Origin of the sequence: Streptomyces sp. NPDC090127, assembly GCF_044746945.1 — a bacterium.
Lineage (GTDB): Bacteria > Actinomycetota > Actinomycetes > Streptomycetales > Streptomycetaceae > Streptomyces.
In genome coordinates this window covers 916,329-931,513 of the sequence record NZ_JBIVDE010000003.1, presented here as the reverse complement: position 1 = coordinate 931,513, position 15,185 = coordinate 916,329, and the positions used below count along the sequence as shown (strand labels likewise).

Here is a 15,185-nt window from a genome sequence, read left to right as displayed (position 1 = left end):
GCCGGCCCCGGCCGTCCGGGCCCTAGCCAAGCCGGCCCCGGCCGTGCGGGGGCGGGCTCAGCCCGCTGCCGCTGCCGACCGGATCGCCGCGCAGATCCGGGCGACATCCTCGTCGCCCGTCACGAAGGGCGGCATCGTGTAGATCATGTCGCGGAACGGGCGCACCCAGACGCCCGCGCGGACCGCCGCCTCCGTGGCCGCGGCCATGTCGACCGGGTGGTCGAGCTGCACGACCCCGATCGCCCCGAGGACCCGTACCTCACGGACCCCCGGCACGGCCGTCACGTCCGCGAGGCCCTCCCGCAGTCCCGCCTCGATCCGCTTGACCTCCACCTGCCAGTCCTGGGACAGCAGCAGGTCGATCGAGGCGCAGGCCACGGCGGAGGCCAGCGGGTTGCCCATGAAGGTCGGCCCGTGGGCGAGCACCGGGACCTCGCCCCGCGAGATCCCGTCCGCCACCCGCGGGGTGCACAGCGTCGCCGCCATCGACAGATATCCGCCGGTCAGCGCCTTGCCGACGCACATCACGTCCGGCGAGACGGCGGCGTGGTCCGCCGCGAACAACTCGCCCGTACGGCCGAAGCCGGTCGCGATCTCGTCGAACACGAGCAGGACGTCGTGCGCGTCGCACGCCTCCCGCAGCACCCGCAGGTACGCGGGGGAGTGGAACCGCATACCGCCGGCGCCCTGCACCAGCGGCTCCACGATCACGGCGGCCAGCTCGTCCGCGTGCCGGCCGATGAGCTCGCGCAGGTGCTCCGCGTACGACTCCTCGTACGCGGCCGGCGGCGGGTCGGCGAAGAAGTGCTTCGGCAGTGCGCCGGACCACAGCTCGTGCATCCCTCCGTCGGGGTCGCACACCGCCATCGGCTGCCAGGTGTCTCCGTGGTAGCCGCCGCGCCAGGTCAGCAGCCGCCGCTTCTCCGGTCGGCCGACCGAGCGCCAGTGCTGGAGGCACATCTTGATCGCGACCTCGACGGCGACCGAGCCCGAGTCGCTCAGGAAGACGTGCTGGAGCGGCTCGGGCGTGATCTCCACCAGCCGGGCGGCGAGCCGGACGGCCGGTTCGTGGGTGAGCCCGCCGAACATGACATGGCTCATCCGGTCCAGCTGGCCCCGGACCGCCTCGTTGAGCACCGGGTGGTTGTAGCCGTGGATGGCGGACCACCACGAGGACATGCCGTCGACCAACTCGCTCTGCCCGTGCGCCTCTTCGGCGAGGCGGAGCCGTACCCCGGACGCGGACGCGACGACCAGCGGCTCGGCCCGGCCCGGCATGGGGCCGTACGGATGCCAGACGTGCGCCCGGTCCAGGGCGAGCAGTTCGTCGTTACGCATTCGGCGCGAGGTCCGTTCCGGCGCCGCGACGGCGCACGGCCACCAGGTCGGTCCGCGGGTTCGACACGTCGTTCGGCACCTCGGCGGGGGCCGCCTCCGAGGGCTCCGGCGCGTGGCCGCCGCACGGCCCGCACCCGCCACCGGCGCCGGCGTGCGAGCCGCACCCGCCACCCGCACCCGCCGCCGCGTCCGCACCGGCCTCGGCGTGCGATCCGCACCCCGCCGACGCCTGCGAGCCGCACCCGTCGGCCGCGACCGCGCCGGCCGCGGCGAGCGCGTCGGCACGGTGTGCGGGCAGCGTCGTCGTGCCCGCGCCCTCCACCTCGAAGCCGGCGTCCGCGATCATGTCCAGGTCGGTCTTGCCGGCCTGGCCCTCGCTCGTCAGGTAGTCACCGAGGAAGATCGAGTTCGCGATGTGCAGCGCGAGCGGCTGCATCGAGCGCAGGTGCACCTCGCGCCCGCCGGCGATCCGGACCTCGACGTCCGGGCAGACGAACCGGACCATCGCCAGGATCCGCAGGCAGCGCTGCGGGGTGAGGTTCCACTCCTTCGCCAGCGGGGTGCCCTCGAAGGGGATCAGGAAGTTCACCGGAACCGAGTCGGAGTCCAGCTCCCGCAGGGCGTAGACGACGTCGACCAGGTCCTCGTCGCTCTCGCCCATGCCCGCGATCAGACCCGAGCACGCCGACAGTCCGGCGGCGTGCGCCTTCTGCACGGTGTCCACCCGGTCCGCGTAGGTGTGGGTGGTGGTGATCTCCCCGTACGTCCCCTCGGACGTGTTCAGGTTGTGGTTGTAGGCGTCGGCGCCCGCCTCGCGCAGCCGCTCCGCCTGGCCGTCCGAGAGCAGCCCCAGACAGGCGCAGACCTCGACGCCCTCGTTCTGCTCCTTGATGGCCTCGATCGTCCTGCCGACCCGCTCGACGTCCCGGTCCGTCGGGCCGCGGCCGCTCGCGACGAGGCAGACCCGCTTGGCTCCGCCCGCGACACCCGCGGCGGCCGCCTGGGAGGCCTCGTCCGGCTTCAGCCAGCTGTACTTGAGGATCCCGGTCGTCGCACCGAGCCGCTGCGAACAGTACGAGCAGTCCTCCGGGCACAGCCCGGACTTCAGATTGACGAGGTAGTTCAGCTTGACGCGCCGGCCGAACCACTGGCGGCGCACCTTGCCCGCCGCGGCCACCACATCGAGCAGTTCGTCGTCGGAGGTCGCCAGCACGGCGAGCGCTTCTGCACGGCTCGGCAGCTCGCGCCGCAGCCCCTTGTCCACCAGCGTGTTCAGCAGGTCCATAAGGGCTGATCCTTGCCTACGGCACACCTCGGGGCCAAGGAGGATCTGAACAAACGCGCCGGTTTGACGTGTGTGGATGGCCACACCCTGTCCCGGCGCGCGGACGGTTAGGGTCTGTGCGCTGCCTACAAAAGGATCTGCCCCATGCACCGGGACGAGGACACCCGCCGGACGCCGTTCGACTGGATCGACGCGGAGGCGCGCCGCCGTGCGGAGGCGGGTCTCGTCCGCACCCTGAGGCCCCGGGCCGCCGAGTCGGAGCCGCTCGATCTGGCGAGCAACGACTATCTCGGGCTGACCCGCCACCCGGACGTCACGGAGGCCGCCGCCGAGGCGGCCCGCCGCTGGGGCGCGGGCTCCACCGGGTCGCGGCTGGTCACCGGCACCACCCGGCTGCACACCCGGCTCGAACGCGAACTCGCGGAGTTCTGCGGCTTCGAGGCGGCCCTCGTCTTCTCCTCCGGCTACACCGCCAACCTCGCCGCCCTCACCGCTCTGAGCGGCCGCGACGCGCTGATCGTCTCCGACGCGGGCAACCACGCCTCGATCGTCGACGGCTGCCGGCTCTCGCGCGCCGAGACGGCCGTGGTCCCGCACGCCGACCCCGAGGCGGTACGCAAGACCCTCCAGGCGCACCCGGACCGCCGGGCGCTGGTGGTCTCCGACTCCGTCTTCTCCGTGGACGGCGACCGCGCCCCGCTGCCCGAACTGGCCGGGGCCTGCCGGGCCCACGGCGCCGGACTCGTCGTGGACGACGCCCATGGCCTGGGCGTGCTCGGCGACGGCGGGCGGGGCGCCCTGCACGCCGCCGGGCTCGCGGGCGCCCCGGACGTGGTCGCCACCCTCACCCTCTCCAAGTCGCTGGGCAGCCAGGGCGGGGCGGTCCTCGGCCCGGCCCGGGTGATCGAGCACCTGGTCAACGCGGCCCGGACGTTCATCTTCGACACCGGGCTCGCACCGGCCGCCGTCGGCGCCGCCCTGGCCGGCCTGCGGCTCGTCCAGGGTGAGCCCGGCCTCGCCGAGCGCGCCAGGACGGTCGCCGGCACGCTGCACCGGATGCTCACGGCGGCCGGCCTGACCGCCGTACGGCCGGACGCCGCCGTCGTCTCGGTCCGCGCGCCCTCGCCGGAGGCGGCGCTGCGGTGGGCGGCCGACTGCCGTGCGCAGGGACTCGCCGTCGGCTGCTTCCGGCCGCCGTCCGTCCCGGACGGCATCTCGCGGCTGCGGCTCACCGCCCGCGCGGACCTGACGGACGCGCAGATCGAGCAGGCGGTCGCCACGATCGTGCGAACCGCGCCGCCCCTTCACGGATCGGACCCCAAATACGGGCTCTCGTAGCAGAGTTCACCGCTTCGAGCGACACATATGCCCATATCTTGGTGGATCGCCGCCCGGGACGGCGCGATCGGTGGCACTCTGACGCGAAGTGCAGTCCGGGCCGGGCCCGGTGGGAAAGGGACAGCGTCGCCATGGCAGACCACCAGGAAGCATCCGTCACTCTGCCGAGCGATCCCGCCTCGGTGTCCGCCGCCCGGAGATATGTCGCCGACGTCCTGACCGGCTGGGGGCTCGCGGGCGGCAGCGACACCGCCGAGACGGTCCGGCTGATCGTCTCGGAGCTCGCCACCAACGCCGTCCAGCACACCTTCGGGCAGTCGCCCACCTTCACCGTCGACGTCCGCCTGGAGCGCGAGGAACAGCTCCACATCGGCGTGACCGACAGCCACCCCCGCTGGCCGAAGCGGCTCCCGGCGGCCGTGCAGCAGGACAACGGACGCGGGATGGTCATCATCCGCAGCCTGACGGCCGAGGCCGGCGGCCGTCTCTCGGTCACCCCGACCGCCGAGGGCGGCAAGACGGTCCGGATCAACCTCCCCTGGACCGCCGCCACTCCGGCCTTCCCTCTCTAGCAGCGCGATCTCTAGCAGCGCGATCACCGGCCGCGAAAACGCCGCCCGCGCGTACAGGAACTCCGGCCGCGCGAAGGCCCCGCCCCTACGCGCGCGCGAACGCGCCGCGCAGCAGTGCCCGCAGGGACGCGGCCGCCGGGCCCGACTCCTCGCCCCGGTGGGCGACCGAGATCGTCCGGCGGAACGAGGTCGGTTCCAGGGCCCGTACGCCCAGCGGTGACGCAGCCATCGACGCGACCATCTCCGGCACCACCGCCACCCCGAGGCCCGCGCTGACCAGGGCGCAGACCAGGGCGTAGCCGGGCGTCCGGCACACCACCGACGGCGTCGCACCCGCCCGGGCCAACGCCCCCTCCACGCCGCGGCGCGGCGGGTGGTCCGGCGCGCTGCTGATCAGCGGCTGGCCCGCGAGCTCGGCGATCGGGAGCCGGCCCGAACCCTCCGCCAGGACATGGCCCGGCGCCGTGACCAGGACCAACTCCTCGATCAGTAGCGGCTCCAGCTCGACCCCCGGCGGCAGCGGCGCCGGTTCCGCCGGCTCGTACGTGTGGGTCAGCGCGAGGTCCACCTCGCCCGCGGCCACGGCGTGCACCCCGCCCGGCGGCTCGTACTCGGCGACCGTCAGCTCCACGTCCGGGTGCGCCCGGCGGAACGCGCTGAGCACCGGCGGCAGCAGATGGATGCCGACCGTGGTGAACGTCCCGACCCGCAGCCGCCCGCCCGACAGGCCGCTGAGCCGTGCCAGCTCATGGCGGGCCCGGTCCATCTCGTCCAGGACCCGGCGCGCCCGGGTGACCAGGAGCTCGCCCGCCGGGGTCAGCCGTGCGCCCCGGTGGTGGCGGACGAGCAGCGCGGCGCCCGCCTCCCGCTCCAGCTTGGCGAGCTGCTGCGAGAGCGCGGGCGGGGTGTAGCCGAGCCGGGCGGCGGCCCGGGTGATCGAGCCGTCCTCGGCGACGGCCACCAGGGCGGCGAGCCGCACCAGATCCTGCATAAAGCATCCCTTTGGGCAGACCCAGTAAATCGTGTCTACACACTAAAGGCTCGCGGCGGGCAGGCTGGGGTCATGGACGGACAGCTGATCGCCTTCATCGGGGTCGCGGCGGGCATGGTGGCCATGCCGGGCGCGGACTTCACCGTCGTCGTACGCGGTGCCCTCGCCTCGCGCCGGGCCGGGGTGGCCTGCGCCGTGGGAGTGGCGGGCGGGCTCGTCGTGCACACCGCCCTCGCGGTGGCCGGGCTCGCGGCCGTGCTGATCGCTGTCCCGGTGCTCTACCGCGTGCTGCAGATCGCCGGCGGGGTCTACGTCCTCTACCTCGGCGTACAGGCGCTACGCGGCGCGCTGCGCGCGTCGGCGGGCGAGCCGGCGGCGGACGCGGCGGGGGAGCGGGAGGTCGGCCGGGCCTTCCGGCAGGGCTTCCTGACCAACGTCCTCAACCCCAAGGCGCCGGTGCTCTTCCTGAGTCTGCTGCCACAGTTCGTACCGGACGGCGCGGCGGTGCTGCCGCGCACGCTGCTGCTGGCCTCGATCGTGGTGCTGCTGGCCCTGCTCTGGTTCCCGCTGGTGGCACTCGGCGTGGACCGGCTCGGCCACCGGCTGCGGCGGCCACGGGCCGCGAGGACCGTGCAGGGGGTGACGGGCGGCATGCTCGCCGCCCTCGGGGTGACGCTGCTGGTGTCACCGGGGCACTGAACCGGAGGCGAGGGTGCGGCGGCGCCACCGCGCCCCCCGCTCGCGTCGGACCACCGCACCCCCCGGGCGCGGGGACCACCGCACCCCGCTCGCGTCGGAGCGGACCGGGCGTCAGCGGACCCGGCCGTAATACACCTTGGACGACCAGATCCTGTCGAGCTTCACCCACGAACCCTTCTTGGGGGAGTGCCAGATCTTTCCGCTGCCCGCGTAGATCCCCACGTGGTACACCCTGCCACCGGAGTGGAAGAAGACCAGGTCCCCCTTCTGCCTGCTGGACGCGGAGATGTGCCGGGTCTTGTTGTACTGCTGCTGCGCGGTACGGGGCAGCGACTTGCCCGCCTTCTTGTACGAGTAGAGCGTGAGCCCCGAGCAGTCGAACCGGGACGGTCCGGACGCTCCGTACTTGTACGGCGATCCCTTCTTCGAAGCCGCGATGTTCAGCGCCTTGCCGGCGTACGAGGTCGCGGCCTGGGCCTCCGGTGCGGCACCTGGTGCCAGCATCGTGCCGCCGAGGGCGGCGAGGGTGAGAGCCGAGACGGCTCCGGCCCGGGACAGCACGGACGGGACATGAATCTGCGCACTCATGCGCAACCCTTCGTCAGCCGCCTGTGAAGGATGACCTGTCGGGTTCGGACTGGCGAAGTTGCCCGGCCGCGGCTGCGGCTTCACCCCGAGGAACGGCCCATCCGGCCGGCCGTCCCGTACTGCTCGGGTCCTCCACTCCTGCCGATCCACTCCTGTCGACCAGACATCCGGGACAGCGGCAGGACTCGGCGTCCGCCCGGACCGCCCCGCCGCGGTGGCGGGGGCTTGTCGTCGTGAGGGATCTTGACCCAGATTCAGGGCGAAATCCGAGTCGAAACGAGGTTATGTGAGGCTCCTCACGACTGATCCATTCGGGTGGACAGGCATGTTTCGTGATCGTCACAGGTTTGGCCGACGAGTCCCGGACCAGGGGTGGAATGCCCGATTCGGCCAGATGCGTACACCTGCTGTGCAACTCACCCCGCACATATGTTGATTCGTCGACTACGCCGAACGGGGGAGCGATTCCGCGGCCGCGCTGCGCCGAGTGGACCTCGACACGACACGGGGGAATGTCAACTTGCCGGAGTCTCCGGGACGGTGACGCGGCCGGATCTACGCTCCCCGTCCAACACCCGCAGCGCTCGGGCCAATGTCTCGGCGTGCACCTCGCTCTCGCCGCGCGCGTGCATCGCCGTGAGCGCGTCGCGCAGGGCGCCGACCCGTCCCACCAGCGCCTGAGCGGCGCGCAGCGCCCCATACGTATGCGAAGCCCTGGATGGATTGATGCGGCCCAGCAGATCGACCACTTCGAGGTAGGCGTCGACGAACTCGCCCTCCGCGCGCGTCAGAGCGGGCAGCGGCGGCAGATCGGGGACCATCGCGCCGTCACCTGGTCCCGGCGCCGCCCGACGCCCCCCGGTTCTGAATCACGTGGTCCACCAGGCCGTAGACGGTCGCGGCCGGCGCGTCGAGGACGGTGGTCCGGTCGATGTCGGCGTCGATCCGCTCGCCGCTCTGTCCGGTGTGGGTGACCAGCATCCCGGCCAGCATCGCGCGCTGCCGGATCAACTCCCGTGCCTGGATGTCGAGATCGCTCGGCTGCCCCCGCAACGGCTCGTCCATCGCGGGCTGCTGGAGCACGACCCGGGCGCCGGGCAGGGCGAGCCGCTTGCCGGGCGCGCCGGCCGCGAGCAGGACGGCGGCGGTCGAGACGGCCTGCCCGAGGCAGGTGGTCTCCACGTCGCAGGTGACGACCTGCATCGTGTCGTAGATCGCGGACATGGCGCTGATCGACCCGCCGGGGGAGTTGATGTAGAGCGCGATGTCCCGGTCCGGGTCGGCGTACTCCAGATGCAGGAGCTGCGCGATGACGTCGTTGGCGGAGATCTCGTCGATGGGGGTGCCGAGGAAGACGATCCGTTCTTCGAGCAGCTTGGAGTACGGGTCGAGGGTCCGGCTCCCGAAGCTCGTGCGCTCGGTGAACTCGGGCAGGACATAGCGAGCGTGCATGGCGGTGCCTCCTTGTAGAAAATGTACAGGACGTACAACCCGTAAGATGAGGAGCATGGCCTACGAGATTCCGGTGACGCAAGCACGAGCAGAGCTCGCCGACCTGATCAACCGGGTGGTGTACGGCGACGAACGGGTCGTCGTGACCCGGCACGGAAAGCCCCTCGTCGCGCTGGTGTCGGCCGCTGACCTGGAGAAACTCGAAGCGGACCGGGAGGGTGCCGAGGGGCCGACGGGCAGTGCGCTCTCCGAGGTCCACTCGCTGACGTCCGCTCCGGGTGAACAGGGCCGCTTCGGTCTCGCGGCCCGCCACCACACCCCCGGCGCCCCCGGAGCATGAGAAAGCCGCGTGCCCCCGTCCGTCGGGACGGGGGCACGCGGCCGTACGGGAAGGGCGTCAGCCGACCCGCGCCGGCTCCGGAGCCGGGGTGACCGTCGGCGCGGCCTCGGCCCGACCGCGCCGACCGCCGACCAGCAGCGCCGCCAGACCGGCGGCCGCCCATATGCCGAGGACGAGCAGGGCCGGGCCCGCGCCCGCGCCGTCGAAGAAGGCGACCGAACGCAGCGCGGATCCGCCCGCGCCCGGCGGCAGCCACTGGCCGAGCGTGCCCACCGGCGCGGGCAGCAGCTCGGGCGCGCTCACGACGCCGGAGAACGGGTTGCCGAGCAGGATCATCAGGAACGCCCCGACGCCGATGCCCGGCTTGCCGATGAGCGCGGCGAGACCCGCGATCGCCGCGCCGATCGCGAGCACGGTCAGCCCGAGCACCCCGGCCTCGGTCCACCAGTCGCCGGCGAACACGCCGAGCCAGGAGTGCGCCAGCGTGGCGCCGACGATCCCCGCGAGCGCGGCGGCGCCGAGCAGCGTGCCGGCCGCCCGGGCGCCGCGCAGGCCGAGGACGGTCACCACGATGCCGGAGGCCGCGCCGGCCAGGATCAGCGGGAAGAGACCCGCCCCGAACGCGCTGCCCCGGGGGTCCCCGGCGGGGGCCGGGACGACATCGGTCACCGTGACCTGGGTCCCGGCCGGGACCTGGGCCGTGACGGCCTCGCGCAGCAGACCGGCGACGACCGGGCTCGCGGCGGACGCGGTCAGCAGTTCGGGCCCCTGCGCGGTCACGACCACCGCGCCGTATACGACCCGGTCCTCGATCGCCGTACGGGCGGCGGCCTCGGAGTCGTAGCGGTGGACCTCGAAGGCGCCGTCGCGCTCGGCGAGGCGCTGCTCCAGCGGGGCTGTCGCGGTGGCCGGACCCGCGACGCCGATCGGCAGGTCGCGCGGGGCGATCCGGGCGGCGGGCCAGGCGAAGGCCCACAGGGCCAGGGCCACGACGACCGGGATCAGTACCAGCACCGCGAGGGTCTTGCGGGTGGCAGAGGCGGACATGAGCTCTCGATTCACAGAGAAGGATCGTTCGTTTTACGGTGCGCCCACTGTCTCGCCGGGGCTGTCACTTGTCAAGAATGAATGTTCGTTTTAGGTTTCGGGCATGGCCCGTGTCTCGCAGGAACACCTCGACGCCCGCCGCCGTCAGATCCTCGACGGCGCCGCGCGCTGCTTCGCCCGTAACGGCTTCCACGCCACGTCCATGCAGGACGTGCTGACCGAGGTGGGGCTCTCGGCCGGTGCCGTCTACCGCTACTTCAGCGGCAAGGAGGAGCTCATCGCGGCCAACGCGGCGGAGGCCTTCACCAAGATCCGCGCCGCGTTCGCCGAGGCTGCGGACACCACCCCACCACCCACCCCCGACGTCCTGCTCGGGCACGTCCTCGGCCACGTCCTCCAGGAGGAGATCCCCGGCGGAGACCGCCAGGCCTACGCCCGGCTGATCCTTCAGGTGTGGTCCGAGACGCTGCGTAACGAGGAGCTGTTCCAGACCCTCTCCGACGGCTACCACGGCATGCGCGCCGCCTGGGGCCTGCTCGTCGACGCCTACCGCGAGAGCGGGATGATGGCGGCGGACGTCCCCGCCGACCGGGTGGCCCGCACGCTCATCGCCACCGCCCAGGGCTACATCGCGCAGCAGGCGCTCTTCGGCGACGTGCGGGTCGAGGTCGTCCAGGACGGTCTGCGCGGGTTGATGTCCATGCGGTCGCAAAGCGCGAGTTAACGCGTAGGAAAAACTTCCGCTCTAACGTGCAATGTCTGGCCGGGAGGGCCATCTCCGCAGCTCAACAAAGTGTTGACGCTCGGTAAGGTCCGCTGCTGTCCGGGGCTTGCCCGGTGAAGACTGTGAGGTGGAAGCGTGCAACTGTCGCCGCACGAGCAGGAACGCCTGCTCATCCATGTGGCCGCCGACGTGGCCGAGAAACGCCGTGCGCGCGGTGTGAAGCTCAACCACCCCGAGGCCGTCGCCCTGATCACCACCCACATTCTGGAGGGGGCCCGCGACGGCAGGACCGTCGCGGAGCTCATGCTCTCCGGCCGCAAGGTGATCACCCGGGACGAGGTCATGGCCGGGATCCCGGAGATGATCCACGACGTCCAGGTCGAGGCCACCTTCCCGGACGGCACCAAGCTCGTCACCGTCCATGACCCGATCGTGTGACGGGGGAGCACCGCCGATGATTCCCGGAGAAATCCTTTTCGGTGAAGGTCCCGTCGCCCTCAACGACGGCCGGCCGGTCACCCGGCTCACCGTCCTCAACGCCGCCGACCGGCCCGTCCAGGTCGGCTCCCACTACCACTTCGCCGAGGCCAACCCCGGCCTCTCCTTCGACCGCGCCGCCGCGCACGGCCTGCGGCTGCACATCGCCGCCGGGACGGCGGTGCGCTTCGAGCCCGGCATCCCGGTCGAGATCGAGCTCGTCCCGCTGGCGGGCCGCCGGATCGTCCCCGGTCTGCGCGGCGAGACCGCGGGCCCCCTCGACGCGAACGGAGGCGACCGTGCCTGAGCTGCACCGCGCCGTCTACGCCGACCTGTTCGGCCCCACCTCCGGTGACCGCATCCGGCTCGCCGACACCGACCTCGTCGTCGAGATCGAGGAGGACCGATCCGGCGGCCCCGGCCGCGCGGGCGACGAAGCCGTCTTCGGCGGCGGCAAGGTCATCCGCGAGTCCATGGGCCAGGCCCGCACGACCCGGGCGGAGGGCGCGCCCGACACCGTGATCACCGGCGCCGTGATCATCGACCACTGGGGCGTGATCAAGGCCGACATCGGCATCCGCGACGGCCGGATCACCGGCATCGGCAAGGCCGGCAACCCCGACACCATGGACGGCGTCCACCCCGACCTGGTCATCGGGCCGGAGACCGAGGTGATCGTGGGCAACGGCCGGATCGTCACCGCTGGCGGCGTCGACACCCACATCCACTTCATCGCGCCGACCATCATCGACGAGGCCCTGGCCTCCGGCATCACCACCCTCGTCGGCGGCGGCACCGGGCCCGCCGAGGGCAGCAAGGCGACCACCGTCACCCCCGGCCCCTGGCACCTCGCCGGGATGTTCGCCGCGCTGGAGAACTCCCCGGTCAACATCGGGCTGCTCGGCAAGGGCAACACGATGTCCCGCGAGGCCATGTACTCCCAACTGCGAGGCGGCGCACTCGGATTCAAGATCCACGAGGACTGGGGAGCGACCCCGGCCGTCATCGACGCCTGCCTCACCGTCTGCGACGAGACCGGCGCCCAGCTCGCCATCCACACCGACACCCTGAACGAGGCGGGATTCGTCGGGGACACCCTCGCCGCCATCGCCGGGCGCACCATCCACGCGTACCACACCGAGGGGGCGGGCGGCGGGCACGCTCCGGACATCATCACGGTGGTGTCCGAGCCGTACGTACTGCCCAGCTCCACCAACCCGACCCGGCCGCACACCGTCAACACCATCGAGGAACACCTCGACATGCTGATGGTCTGCCACCACCTGAACCCGGCCGTCCCCGAGGACCTCGCCTTCGCCGAGTCCCGGATCCGGCCCTCCACCATCGCCGCCGAGGACGTCCTGCACGACCTCGGCGCCATCTCGATCATCTCCTCCGACTCCCAGGCGATGGGCCGCATCGGCGAAGTGATCATGCGGACCTGGCAGACCGCGCACGTGATGAAGAAGCGCCGCGGCGCGCTGCCGGGAGACGGCCGCGCGGACAACCACCGGGCGCGTCGCTATGTCGCCAAGTACACGATCAACCCGGCGGTGGCCCAGGGCCTCGACCACGAGATCGGCTCCGTCGAGAGCGGCAAGCTCGCCGACCTTGTGCTGTGGGAGCCCGCCTTCTTCGGTGTGAAGCCGCTGGTCGTGCTGAAGGGCGGCCAGATCGCGTACGCGCAGATGGGCGACGCCAACGCCTCCATCCCCACCCCCCAGCCGATCCTGCCCAGACCGATGTTCGGCGCACTCGGCAAGGCGCCGGCGGGCAACTCCCTCAACTTCGTGACCCAGGCGGCCATCGAGGACGACCTGCCCGAACGGCTCGGTCTGGACCGGAAGTTCGTCGCCATTCAGAACACCCGACGGGTCACCAAGGCGGACATGCGGGAGAACGACGCGCTGCCCCGGGTCGAGGTCGACGCCGACACCTTCACCGTCACCATCGACGGCGAAGCGGTCGTCCCGGCCCCCGCCGAAGAACTGCCCCTCGCCCAGCGCTACTTCCTCTTCTGACATGGGCGCACGCGCAGCTGCTCTGCTGGTGCTCGCCGACGGACGGTTCCCCGCCGGCGGGCACGCCCACTCGGGTGGCGCCGAGGCCGCCGTCAAGGCCGGCCGGATCACCGACGCGGCGAGCCTCGCCGCGTTCTGCCGGGGCCGGCTGCACACCACCGGCCTCACCTCGGCGGGCCTCGCCGCGGCGGCCGCCCACGGCCACGACCCGTACGAACTCGACGCGGCCGCCGACGCCCGCACCCCCTCGCCCGCCCTGCGGGCGGCGGCCCGCAAGCTCGGCCGACAGATGATGCGCGCCGCCCGCGCGACCTGGCCCTGCCCCGAACTCGACGCGCTCGCCGCCGCGTTCCCGCGCGGGGCACACCAGCCGATCGTCCTCGGCGTCACCGCCCGCGCCGCGGGGCTCGGGCCCGAGGAGGCGGCCCACTGCGTCGCGTACGAGACGGTCAGCGGCCCCGCGACGGCGGCGGTACGGCTCCTCAGCCTGGACCCCTTCCAGGCGACGGCCGTCCTCGCGCGCCTCGCGCCGGAGATGGACCGGGTCGCCGAACGCGCGGTGGCCGCGGCGGTCTCCGGTGTCGACGCCCTTCCGGCCGCGTCGGCGCCGCTCCTCGACATCACGGCCGAGCACCACGCGACCTGGCCGGTCCGGCTGTTCGCGTCGTGACCACCCGTGGTACCTCCCTCGATTTCCTCTCATCCCAGGAGCCCCCCATGCACCTCGACCACTCCCACGACCACCTCGGCGCCGTCTCCGCCGACGCGCGCCGGCCCGACGGGACGCGGCGCGCCCTGCGGATCGGGCTCGGCGGGCCCGTGGGCTCCGGGAAGACGGCGACCGTCGCCGCGCTCTGCCGCGAGCTGCGTGACCGGCTCTCGATCGCCGTCGTCACCAACGACATCTACACCCGCGAGGACGCCGAGTTCCTCCTGCGCAACGCGGTCCTGCCGCCCGAGCGCATCCAGGCCGTGGAGACCGGCGCCTGCCCGCACACCGCGATCCGCGACGACATCTCCGCCAACCTCGAAGCGGTCGAGGAGCTGGAGGACACGGTCGGCCCGCTCGACCTCATCCTGGTCGAGTCCGGCGGCGACAACCTGACCGCCACCTTCTCCAAGGGCCTGGTCGACGCACAGATCTTCGTCATCGACGTGGCCGGCGGCGACGACATCCCCCGCAAGGGCGGCCCGGGCGTCACCACCGCCGACCTGCTCGTCGTCAACAAGACCGACCTCGCCCCGTACGTCGGCTCGGACCTGGAGCGCATGGCGCGGGACGCCAAGGAGCAGCGCGGCGACCTGCCCGTCGCCTTCACCTCGCTCACCGGTGCGCAGGGCGTGGGCCCGGTCGCCGACTGGGTCCGCGAGCGGCTCGCCGCCTGGTCCGCATGACCCCCGCCGCCACGGCCGGGACCACCGCCACGGCCGGGACCACCGCCACGGCCGGGACCGCCGCCTCTTCCAGGATCGTCGCCACCGCCCGGATCGTCGCCGACGCCGCCGGCGGGCTGCCCCTCCTGGTCAGCGACGGGCCCCTCGCCCTGCGCAGGACCCGGGCGGCCACCGGGGCGTACACACGGGTCACCGTCGTCGGTGCGATGAGCGCGCCCCTCGGCGGTGACCGGCTCACGGTGGAGGCGGAGGTTCGGGACGGGGCGCGGCTCCTGGTCGACTCGGCCGCCGCGACCGTCGCCCTGCCCGGCCGGGGCGCCGAACCCGCCACGTACGACGTGCGGTTGACGGTCGGCGACGGCGGCGTACTGCGCTGGCTGCCCGAACAGCTGGTCTGTGCCCGGGGATCCGACCTGGTGATGCGCACCACCGTCGAACTCGCCCCCACCGCACGGCTCGTGCTCCGGGAGGAGCAGATCCTCGGCCGCCACGGCGAGGAGCCCGGCACGCTCCTCTCCCGGCTCACCGTCCGCCGCGCCGGACGGCCCCTGCTCGACCAGGAGGTGGCATACGGCCCCGGCGCGCTCGGTGGCTGGGACGGTGGAGCGGTCCTCGCCGGCAACCGGGCGACCGGTCAACTGCTCGTCGTCGACCCCGGGTTCGAGGAGAAGCCGGTGGCGGCACGGGTGCTCGCGGCGAACGCGGTCCTCGCTCCGCTGGCCGGGCCGGCCGCCCTGGTCACCGCCGTCGCCCCGGACGCGCTCCGGCTGCGCAGGGTGCTCGACGAGGCGCTCGGCGCCCTCGCGCCGTTCTGAGGTCACCGCTCAGCGGTACAGCCGTATCCGGTTATTGGTTCGGCAAAGAAACGCCTGTGCGACTTACCGCGTCTGCCCCACGGACGAAAGGATCCCCCGGACA

General features: G+C 72.8%; 18 protein-coding genes and 1 riboswitch. Of the genes, 11 read left to right on the top strand and 7 right to left on the bottom strand.

Annotated features, from left to right (window positions below; all coding sequences use genetic code 11):
- Positions 1–57 precede the first annotated feature (57 nt).
- Both ACIPPS_RS15020 and bioB read right to left on the bottom strand, forming a co-directional pair.
- Positions 58–1,338, bottom strand: coding sequence for an adenosylmethionine--8-amino-7-oxononanoate transaminase (locus tag ACIPPS_RS15020; protein WP_401431103.1), 1,281 nt, complete (start codon positions 1,336–1,338; stop codon positions 58–60).
- A complete protein-coding gene (gene bioB / locus ACIPPS_RS15015; protein WP_401431100.1) occupies positions 1,331–2,623 on the bottom strand; it encodes a biotin synthase BioB in 1,293 nt (430 codons plus the stop codon). The genes ACIPPS_RS15020 and bioB overlap by 8 nt, the downstream gene beginning before the upstream one ends.
- A gap of 144 nt (positions 2,624–2,767) precedes the next feature.
- Between bioB and ACIPPS_RS15010 the strand changes: the two genes are divergently transcribed.
- Both ACIPPS_RS15010 and ACIPPS_RS15005 read left to right on the top strand, forming a co-directional pair.
- Positions 2,768–3,961, top strand: coding sequence for an 8-amino-7-oxononanoate synthase (locus tag ACIPPS_RS15010; protein WP_401431098.1), 1,194 nt, complete (start codon positions 2,768–2,770; stop codon positions 3,959–3,961).
- A gap of 131 nt (positions 3,962–4,092) precedes the next feature.
- Positions 4,093–4,533, top strand: a complete 441-nt coding sequence (locus ACIPPS_RS15005) for an ATP-binding protein (RefSeq protein ID WP_401431095.1) — start codon at positions 4,093–4,095, stop codon at positions 4,531–4,533.
- A gap of 85 nt (positions 4,534–4,618) precedes the next feature.
- On the opposite strand, the gene ACIPPS_RS15000 is transcribed toward ACIPPS_RS15005, so the two are convergent.
- A complete protein-coding gene (locus tag ACIPPS_RS15000) occupies positions 4,619–5,524 on the bottom strand; it encodes a LysR family transcriptional regulator (protein ID WP_401431092.1) in 906 nt (301 codons plus the stop codon).
- Between the two features lie 72 nt (positions 5,525–5,596).
- On the opposite strand from ACIPPS_RS15000, the gene ACIPPS_RS14995 reads away from it, so the two are divergent.
- Complete coding sequence (locus ACIPPS_RS14995; RefSeq protein ID WP_401431089.1) at positions 5,597–6,223, top strand: LysE family translocator; 627 nt, start codon at positions 5,597–5,599, stop codon at positions 6,221–6,223.
- A gap of 111 nt (positions 6,224–6,334) precedes the next feature.
- Here ACIPPS_RS14995 and ACIPPS_RS14990 read toward each other — a convergent pair whose 3' ends face one another.
- From ACIPPS_RS14990 to ACIPPS_RS14980, 3 genes are all read right to left on the bottom strand, one after another.
- Positions 6,335–6,811 carry a C40 family peptidase gene (locus ACIPPS_RS14990; RefSeq protein ID WP_401431086.1) on the bottom strand — a complete coding sequence of 159 codons (477 nt, stop codon included), beginning with the start codon at positions 6,809–6,811 and terminating at the stop codon, positions 6,335–6,337.
- Between the two features lie 3 nt (positions 6,812–6,814).
- Positions 6,815–7,012, bottom strand: a riboswitch (cyclic di-AMP (ydaO/yuaA leader).
- A gap of 314 nt (positions 7,013–7,326) precedes the next feature.
- Positions 7,327–7,632, bottom strand: coding sequence for a hypothetical protein (locus ACIPPS_RS14985; RefSeq protein ID WP_401431083.1), 306 nt, complete (start codon positions 7,630–7,632; stop codon positions 7,327–7,329).
- Between the two features lie 7 nt (positions 7,633–7,639).
- A complete protein-coding gene (locus tag ACIPPS_RS14980; RefSeq protein WP_401431080.1) occupies positions 7,640–8,263 on the bottom strand; it encodes an ATP-dependent Clp protease proteolytic subunit in 624 nt (207 codons plus the stop codon).
- Between the two features lie 55 nt (positions 8,264–8,318).
- On the opposite strand from ACIPPS_RS14980, the gene ACIPPS_RS14975 reads away from it, so the two are divergent.
- On the top strand, positions 8,319–8,603 hold the full coding sequence (locus ACIPPS_RS14975; protein WP_401431078.1) for a type II toxin-antitoxin system Phd/YefM family antitoxin: 285 nt from the start codon (positions 8,319–8,321) through the stop codon (positions 8,601–8,603).
- Between the two features lie 57 nt (positions 8,604–8,660).
- On the opposite strand, the gene ACIPPS_RS14970 is transcribed toward ACIPPS_RS14975, so the two are convergent.
- Positions 8,661–9,650 carry an ABC transporter permease gene (locus tag ACIPPS_RS14970; RefSeq protein WP_401431076.1) on the bottom strand — a complete coding sequence of 330 codons (990 nt, stop codon included), beginning with the start codon at positions 9,648–9,650 and terminating at the stop codon, positions 8,661–8,663.
- 103 nt (positions 9,651–9,753) lie between these two features.
- Here ACIPPS_RS14970 and ACIPPS_RS14965 point away from each other — a divergent pair, with 103 nt between their 5' ends.
- The 7 genes from ACIPPS_RS14965 to ACIPPS_RS14935 all read left to right on the top strand — a co-directional run bounded on the left by ACIPPS_RS14965 (position 9,754) and on the right by ACIPPS_RS14935 (position 15,082).
- Positions 9,754–10,374 (top strand): TetR/AcrR family transcriptional regulator, encoded by a 621-nt coding sequence (locus ACIPPS_RS14965; protein WP_401431073.1) that lies wholly within the window; start codon positions 9,754–9,756, stop codon positions 10,372–10,374.
- Positions 10,375–10,509: 135 nt separating this feature from the next.
- Positions 10,510–10,812 carry an urease subunit gamma gene (locus tag ACIPPS_RS14960; RefSeq protein WP_401431071.1) on the top strand — a complete coding sequence of 101 codons (303 nt, stop codon included), beginning with the start codon at positions 10,510–10,512 and terminating at the stop codon, positions 10,810–10,812.
- Positions 10,813–10,828: 16 nt separating this feature from the next.
- A complete protein-coding gene (locus ACIPPS_RS14955; RefSeq protein WP_401431069.1) occupies positions 10,829–11,158 on the top strand; it encodes an urease subunit beta in 330 nt (109 codons plus the stop codon).
- Complete coding sequence (locus ACIPPS_RS14950; RefSeq protein WP_401431066.1) at positions 11,151–12,872, top strand: urease subunit alpha; 1,722 nt, start codon at positions 11,151–11,153, stop codon at positions 12,870–12,872. The genes ACIPPS_RS14955 and ACIPPS_RS14950 overlap by 8 nt, the downstream gene beginning before the upstream one ends.
- A gap of 1 nt (position 12,873) precedes the next feature.
- Positions 12,874–13,542: an urease accessory protein UreF gene (locus ACIPPS_RS14945; RefSeq protein ID WP_401431064.1), complete on the top strand. Its 669-nt coding sequence runs from the start codon at positions 12,874–12,876 to the stop codon at positions 13,540–13,542.
- Between the two features lie 47 nt (positions 13,543–13,589).
- The gene (ureG, locus tag ACIPPS_RS14940; protein WP_401431061.1) at positions 13,590–14,267 is read left to right on the top strand and encodes an urease accessory protein UreG; all 678 of its coding nucleotides are present in this window, start codon (positions 13,590–13,592) and stop codon (positions 14,265–14,267) included.
- Entirely contained in the window at positions 14,264–15,082 is an 819-nt protein-coding gene (locus tag ACIPPS_RS14935) for an urease accessory protein UreD (RefSeq protein ID WP_401431059.1), read from the top strand. The genes ureG and ACIPPS_RS14935 overlap by 4 nt, the downstream gene beginning before the upstream one ends.
- The last annotated feature ends 103 nt before the right edge of the window (positions 15,083–15,185 follow it).